Source organism: Streptococcus sp. HMSC072C09, from assembly GCF_001813105.1.
In the GTDB taxonomy this organism is placed as follows: Bacteria; Bacillota; Bacilli; order Lactobacillales; family Streptococcaceae; genus Streptococcus.
This window is the reverse complement of sequence record NZ_KV811485.1, coordinates 456,069-460,309: the sequence shown is the minus strand read 5'-3', so window position 1 is coordinate 460,309 and position 4,241 is coordinate 456,069. Positions and strand designations below refer to the sequence as shown.

3 protein-coding genes and 1 pseudogene are annotated in these 4,241 nt (G+C 31.6%); all 4 read right to left on the bottom strand.

Annotation, left to right across the window (positions count from 1 at the left end):
* Positions 1 to 129: 129 nt before the first annotated feature.
* Positions 130 to 360, bottom strand: a complete 231-nt coding sequence (locus HMPREF2893_RS02325; protein WP_006595212.1) for a hypothetical protein — start codon at positions 358 to 360, stop codon at positions 130 to 132.
* A gap of 818 nt (positions 361 to 1,178) precedes the next feature.
* The gene (locus HMPREF2893_RS02320) at positions 1,179 to 1,814 is read right to left on the bottom strand and encodes an ABC transporter ATP-binding protein (protein WP_003003180.1); all 636 of its coding nucleotides are present in this window, start codon (positions 1,812 to 1,814) and stop codon (positions 1,179 to 1,181) included.
* Positions 1,815 to 1,816: 2 nt separating this feature from the next.
* The gene (locus HMPREF2893_RS02315) at positions 1,817 to 3,826 is read right to left on the bottom strand and encodes a DUF1430 domain-containing protein (protein ID WP_003003187.1); all 2,010 of its coding nucleotides are present in this window, start codon (positions 3,824 to 3,826) and stop codon (positions 1,817 to 1,819) included.
* Between the two features lie 47 nt (positions 3,827 to 3,873).
* Positions 3,874 to 4,041, bottom strand: a pseudogene (locus HMPREF2893_RS10490) (lactococcin 972 family bacteriocin); the annotation flags it as partial.
* Positions 4,042 to 4,241: the final 200 nt, after the last annotated feature.

Below are 4,241 nucleotides of genomic sequence, written 5' to 3'. Positions count from 1 at the left end.
TCTATACAAATAGTAGAAAAGGACTCAGTCCTGTAAAATACAGAACTAAATCCTTTGAATAGCCTAGTTGCCTAACTTTTTTTGGGTCAGTACAATCTGGTTGCTAGGGCTTTATTATGCTTTATCTTACTAATGATGATGATCTTTTTCAGGATTGCTCATAATCTGTGTAAATATTTCTTTATATTTATATTTCAGATATTTTTCGTGTAGAATGAACAAAGCTACGTAAACAATCATAAAAACAATAGATAAATACAGTATATCAAATGTACTATGTCCAAAATAAGTTGCGGACTCATAAGATCCAATAGCTCCTAAAACCAACCAAGGAATATACTTGTAATACTTAGTTACCATAACACAGTCCCTCCTTTAATTAAACTAATGAGAATATCTAAAACTAAAAGTCATACCTGTACTTGTAGGATTATAATGATCTAAGGTCATCAAAGTGCTAAATTCTCAAACCAACTTTTACCGCTAATAAATGTGGAAGTTAATTTGTCAAAACAATGCTATTAAAAAATATAAGGGAAAACTTTTTTGTTAAATAAGGTTATCGTTACTATTAACCAAATATAGTTTTTAGCCAATCAACTATAAGTGGTCTAAGTAATGGGATTAAGAATAGACCTACAATGATACCTAAAATAAATATTAGAGACATTTTTTTGAAGCTTCTTTTGTTCATCTATTGACACATCCCTTCAATGAATGGAATCACCACCATCGCCAACTATCTAACAAATTGAAGAGTGGGAGTGATGCTATAAAGAATAAAGAGTGATTTTTTTCACGTTTATCACATCTTTCTTTAATATATATTATATACTAAACATATATCGAAATGTAAAAATGTCACATATATACACATAATTAGAGGTGGAGCTGTTATGCGTTGGGATTACGGTACGATCTATAAAAAAATACGGAAATCAAAACATATTAGTCAAGAGGAAGTTTGCGCTGTAGTTTTACTAAATCTCTACGACTATAGATTAAAAATGTATACATTTCTATACAAATAGTAGAAAAGGACTCAGTCCTGTGCAATACAGAACTAAATCCTTTGGATAAATTATTAATCTATCTATTTCGGTGCACTTAACTTTCGGGATGTTTTGTCAGGAAATGAATATGTAACGTAATGAAAATCTGTGCTATTACCCTATTCTTCATTGACTAATTTTTAGGCTTACCACTTGATCAGCTTGTTTCCAAATGGTTGGATTATGTGTTGCAATAATGATCAGACGTTCCTTATTTTTTAATGTTAGGAGTAAGTCCATAATCTCCTGTGAGGTCTCAGGATCAAGAGCGGCAGTTAATTCATCTGCCAAAATTAGAGGAGGATCTTTTAAAATGATCTTTGCCAAGGCTACACGTTGTGCTTCTCCTCCAGAAAGCTCATATACTTTTTGATCTAGTTGAATATAAGATAGTCCTACTCTATCTAATACTTCTTCTTTAGTCTCTCTCTTTTTTTGTTTGTCTAATTTATGACCAATTAATCCCAAATCTAAATTTTCTGAAACAGTTTTATTATCGATTAGTCCAAAATTCTGGAAGAGATAACCGAGTTCATTTCTGAAATAGTTTGTTGGTTTAATCTTTCGTAAATCTTTTCCTTTATATTGAATACTTCCCTGATCATAAGGTTCTAGCTTGGCTACCATATTTAGTAAGGTTGTTTTGCCACAACCACTATTTCCGATAAGAGCATAGACTTTACCTGCATCAAAATTTAAGTTCAAATCACTAAATACCGTCCGGTCCCCAAAGGTTTTTGTTAGTTGATGGATTTTAATCATTTCTATGCTCCTTTCAATATAATACTAGCCATCCTATCTTCCTTACGAGAACGATGCATTAGTATTAAAATAGAATTCAAACCAAAGACGCAAGAGGTTAGAAAGACTACCCAAAGTTTATTTGTTAGCAAAAGACCAATAGCCCCTCCCAAAATGAAGATAACTATTTGCCAGATAAAAAATTTCTGGTGTAACTCAAAAAAATTTAATCCTGATATTTTCTTAATAAGAATAGTTTTACGAAATTCTTCAAAGTAGAGGATTGTCATTGTATTAAAGAGTAGAATTGAGGTAGCAATACCGAGAAAACCACCAGCAATGATTGTCAATATTTCAACTTGAATGTTGTGACTCATACCACGATAAACATAATAGGCAACATCGTACTGACTGATATATCTCTTTATTCCACCTTGTTCAACTAGTTTTTTAGTGGCATCCAAACCTTTAAAATACAGATAATCAGATGGATAAGTGAAGAAATCATTTTGATTTTTTCCAAAAGAGCTTGGTTTAAGGACAATAAGTATAGGATCACTTAGAAATTGTTGATATGAGATTGGTGTAGAATTATATACGAAACGCTTCTTATTGTTTGAAATATAGAAAACACGAGCTTTCATAGCCTGTTGAATTTTATTTCCCTTATCGTTTCGAATCGCTAGGAAATCTTCATAAATTTGACGCAATTTATCTTCTTGATCTTTTAATTTTTCAGGCAATAGTAGTCCAAATTCTCCTTCTCCAAGGCTATTAATGTTCTTCTTATCTTCTTCATTTAATTCTACATTCTGAATATCTAGATAATTAGGAGTCACATATAAGCTATTAGCATACGGATTGTAGTCATTAATCGACATTTTTCCCATTAAGGGATGTGAAGACAGACCTTTTAGATCGAATGATGCAAGTGGATGCTGAACAAGCATTCCTCCATTCTGAATGCCAGTTTCTATGAAGTTTTTCCATTGTTCTTCCAACATTTTTCTACTATCCTGATTTCTAGCCTCTGCCCCAAACTCCCTATTTGTTGAAAGCAATACCCAATCTTTTTGATTTGACCATGCTGTATCTCCAGACTGATGCAATTGCCAAATAGTTGAATAGATACTTGTTCTATGAATGGTAATTACTATTAAAAGAAAAGCGACCAATTGCCCCAAGTAAAGAATACCCATAATCTGTTTCAAAGGTAACTTTCCTTTGAGTAAAGAAACCAAATGTACCGCTTTAATACTTAAAACATAAAGAAAGCTAAAGAGCATAGAAAGGAACAAAAGTAACAAATTATAAGTTATGTTAGCTGAAAAAATAACTGGAATAGAAAATGGTGTGATATGGAATAGACTTACACCACAGATTCCAAGAAAAATCCCTGTAATTATCCCTAAAAGTAAATCTCCACAATCACTAATCATTGAGTTTCCAAAAATCTGAGTTAGGTGCAATCCAGAAATATATCGAATCCCAACTGTTCGCATTTCCTTGGTTTTTTGAATAATCATTAAGGCTATAAAAGTTAGTAGAAAAATGACCAAAACGAGTAATTGACTACCATTTCCCATATACGTAAATAAGCTAAGAAAAATATTTGGATATGAAACAAATGTTTGTGTGAAACCCAATGATTGAAGTTCATGATTTAATCTATCTAGAGTGAGATTTCCAGATAAAATATAATAATTGGACAATAAGCCACTATTGTAAAAATCTTCTTCACTAGCTTTAACAAGGCCGTTTGGGATATGGCCAGATCCAAATATTGCATAGGAAAAATGAACCTTACCTTTATCGTCTATTGTTTCAATTTGTTCACCAATCACACTGTCTGTTTCATTTGCTAATTGATCTAAACTGTATTTTACCTGATCTTTTGATACCTCTTTGTTCTGGGAAAGAATACCAATAGCTGGAAAACTATTGTGAATAACCACATATGAGGTTGAAAAACAAATCCAAAGTAGAAAACTTGTTATAAAGATATTTGAAAGGATGACAAATAAGCGCTTCATACTTTACTCACTTTCTAAAATTTTCATGAATAGTAATATAATCTTTTCTATGAGCTATGAATTTTTTTAAATCCGTAATTAAAATATACTGTTTCACCAAAATTTCTATTTATAAAAGCTCTTGAGGTCTGATGAGAAGGAGCGTAAGCATATGATGATTTACTATCTCTTGCACGAGTTACGCTTGACCAGTGATATTTGTAATCATGGTAATAATTTGAAAATGCACCCCAGTTATTTGGATTGTGAAAGCATTAATACAAAAAATAAATAGTGATTTTCTTTTGCATATCTGCACCTCCTTCTTCTATATATATGATATACTAAATACATAACGAAGTGTAAAAATGTAACATTTATACACATAATTAGAGGTGAAGTTGTTATGCGTTGGGATTACGGTACGATCTATAAA

Coding starts and splice junctions, on each gene's coding strand:
- HMPREF2893_RS02325 (WP_006595212.1), bottom strand. CDS start 360: ATGGTAACTAAGTATTACAAGTATATTCCTTGGTTGGTTTTAGGAGCT.
- HMPREF2893_RS02320 (WP_003003180.1), bottom strand. CDS start 1,814: ATGATTAAAATCCATCAACTAACAAAAACCTTTGGGGACCGGACGGTA.
- HMPREF2893_RS02315 (WP_003003187.1), bottom strand. CDS start 3,826: ATGAAGCGCTTATTTGTCATCCTTTCAAATATCTTTATAACAAGTTTT.